Genomic DNA, 2,644 nt, shown 5'->3' on the forward strand with positions numbered 1-2,644 from the left:
CCGGTCAGGTACCGATGACCAGGCCGTGGGCGCGTGCCTGGGTGAGCCACCGCGGGTACTCGTACATCAGCAGATCGAAGAGCTGGTCATCACCGATCGACGTCGGGTCGGCAACAGAGAAGAAGTTCGCGTTGTCCAGGAATCGCCCGGTCATCTCGTCCAGCTCCTCCAGGAAGCTGAAGTTGCTCTCAAGCAGGCGGTCGACAAGGCCACCGAGACCGCTACGCCGCGGCGATGCCGCAGCACCGGCACCGACATTGCGGCTGCTCCGCCCTATCGCCATGAACTGCCAGAAGATCGGCTCGTAGGACGCCCAGGTGATCTGGTCGCGAGCGGCCCGCTTGTCGGTGGCCTGGCCGTCGGTCACGAACATCACGTAGACGGGCAGGTGGTCCGGGCGAGGCTGGGAACGTTGCCGCCCGCGGGAGTCGGGAAAGTAGTGCTGCCGGACCATCCCCATGGCCTTCGCGTAGTTGGTGGCGCCCTCAAGCTTGCGGTGACGCCTGAGCCCGGCCACCCAGTCCTGGTAGTTACGCAGATCGAGCGGGCCCTCGTCGTGGCCACGCCCACCGAAGGTGAACACATCACAGGAACCGTCATCATCGAACTGGACGGCGAGCGCCAGGATGCGCTCGCACAGCCGCTGCACCTTGCCCTGGCTGTACAGCGCGCTCATCGACAGGGAGATGTCCAGACAGAGCGCGACCCGGGCACGGTGCTCGGACATGCCCTTCTTCCGCAGGGAAACCCCGGCACGCTTGACCAGGTCGACCATTGCCGGCGCGGCCACGGCGAGCTGCTTTTCCAGCCGGGCGGCCTTCGCCATGGACACCGGATCGCGGGTGCCGGCGGCTGCCGGCCGCCCCGGGGCCGGCCCCGGCAGCGGTCCTGGTCCCGCCGGGGCCGGTGGCCTGTCCGCTACGGAGGGCGGCGCGTCGACGGTGATGCCGTAGCTCGTGGCAAGCCCGGCCAGGCCCGAGGTCCAGCCCTGGCCCACCCCCCGGAACTTCCAACGCCCGGACCGCCGGTACAGCTCGCCCAGGACGAACGCCGTCTCAGCACCCGCGTCCGTGACCTCGAACCGGACGATCTCCGGGCCGGGCGTGAGGAGATCGCCTGCGCCCGGCGCGTCGTGGACTCGGACATGCAGGCCGCGCACGGCGCCGACCGGCTGGCCGTCGGTCGACACCGCGACGACAACGGTTGAGATCTCCGCAGGCAGCCGGGCCAGGTCGACGGTGACCGCCTCCTGCCGCGCGGAACGCTCCTCGATGGCCACGCACCCGTCGATGGAACGCGGCTGGTTGTAGAAGACGAAATCGGCGTCGCCGCGGACGCGACCGGATGCCGTGAGCAGCAGTACGCTGCCGTCCAGTTCCGGTCCGGCGGCGGAGTCGACCACGACGCGCACCCGCCCTGTCCCCGGCGGCAGCGGCACGTTCCCGCCCTTGGGCAGAACGACAGTCATACCGGTTGAGTGTAGATACGGTTTTTCCGGCCCAGGGGTACCGAGTGGTCGCCGCCGGAAATCCGCCAGGGCCTGCCGGCGCCAGCCGGCGCCTCGCATCATCGCTCCCCGCATATCGCTTCGCGATGCACGGGTACCCCGGCTCGTCAGCCCCGGTAGAACACCGCTACCGGGGACTGGGCCGCCTCGCGACGCATCCGCCTGCCATCCGACACAGGGTGGCCACGGCCACGGCCGCCCATCGACCGATTCGCGTGGCATGGTGGCCATGGGTGTCCTGTCCCCCGCGAAAGGGTGACCAGAACGTCGATGACAGCAATAATACGCAATATGACAAAAATTCATGTTTTCCGCAGCCGGCGCGCTTTCGGCAGCCAACGCATTCTGGGCGGCCAACATAATGCTGGCGGTCAACGCGCTTTCAGCTGCCGGCCGTCAACCCGTCCCAGCGCCGGCGGTCGGGTATCAGCGGGCATCATCGGCCCGCTCGGCCTCGCCGTCCTGCTGTGCCTGACGGCCGGCTGCCAGGTCAGCCGCTCCGATCTCCACAACCCGGCCAAACCGTCGGCCACCGCCCACAGCACCCCCGCACCCGCGCCTGGAGGCACCGGCCAGACCAGCGACGGCTGGACGATCACTGTCTATTACACCGCGGTCGAAAGCTTCCACCACGGCCAACCCAGACAGGTGACGGGCTGCCCGCGTCAGGACTGCGCACACGGCAACGACCCGCTCGGCACGTATCCCACGGATTTCGTCGCCGCCGTGCACGACGAAGGCACTGGCCGGATAACCAGCGGCGATCACGCCGGGAATTATCTGAACTGGTCGTATGACACCGGCTACTGGCTCGACACGGTCCCCGCCGACACCACCGGCCAGCGCCTGCAATCCTTCAGCACGGCCGCAGCGGACTCGGGTGTCCTCGCGCAGGGCGCCCGGTTCACCGTCGCCACCTGCGGTAGCGAGGAGGACCACTCAGCGGTCGACCCGGTGGCCTGCGCCCGTCTGCAGGCTGCGACGTGGACGATCCACGACGAGTTCACCCCAGGTCTCGGCGGCGACAAGCACATCGACCTCTACGTCGGCGAGGAGGACCGCGTGGGCTTCACCGACAGTCCCCTCTACCTCACCGGCACCGGCGCCCGGATAACGATCATCGGCTGAGAGCGCCCG

At 68.7% G+C, this 2,644-nt stretch carries 2 protein-coding genes; one reads left to right on the forward strand and one right to left on the reverse strand.

Annotated elements, in window-relative coordinates; all coding sequences use genetic code 11:
* Window positions 1–4: 4 nt before the first annotated feature.
* On the reverse strand, window positions 5–1,468 hold the full coding sequence (locus MJ783_RS20995) for a VWA domain-containing protein (protein ID WP_239313055.1): 1,464 nt from the start codon (window positions 1,466–1,468) through the stop codon (window positions 5–7).
* A 309-nt stretch (window positions 1,469–1,777) separates the two neighbouring features.
* On the opposite strand from MJ783_RS20995, the gene MJ783_RS21000 reads away from it, so the two are divergent.
* Window positions 1,778–2,635 carry a hypothetical protein gene (locus MJ783_RS21000; RefSeq protein ID WP_239313058.1) on the forward strand — a complete coding sequence of 286 codons (858 nt, stop codon included), beginning with the start codon at window positions 1,778–1,780 and terminating at the stop codon, window positions 2,633–2,635.
* Window positions 2,636–2,644 lie beyond the last annotated feature (9 nt).

Origin of the sequence: Protofrankia sp. Cj3, assembly GCF_917627355.1 — a bacterium.
In the GTDB taxonomy this organism is placed as follows: domain Bacteria; phylum Actinomycetota; class Actinomycetes; order Frankiales; family Frankiaceae; genus Protofrankia.

Excerpts from the sequence above, each read along its gene's own strand:
- MJ783_RS20995 (WP_239313055.1), bottom strand. The coding sequence starts at position 1,468 with ATGACTGTCGTTCTGCCCAAGGGCGGGAACGTGCCGCTGCCGCCGGGG.
- MJ783_RS21000 (WP_239313058.1), top strand. The coding sequence starts at position 1,778 with ATGACAGCAATAATACGCAATATGACAAAAATTCATGTTTTCCGCAGC.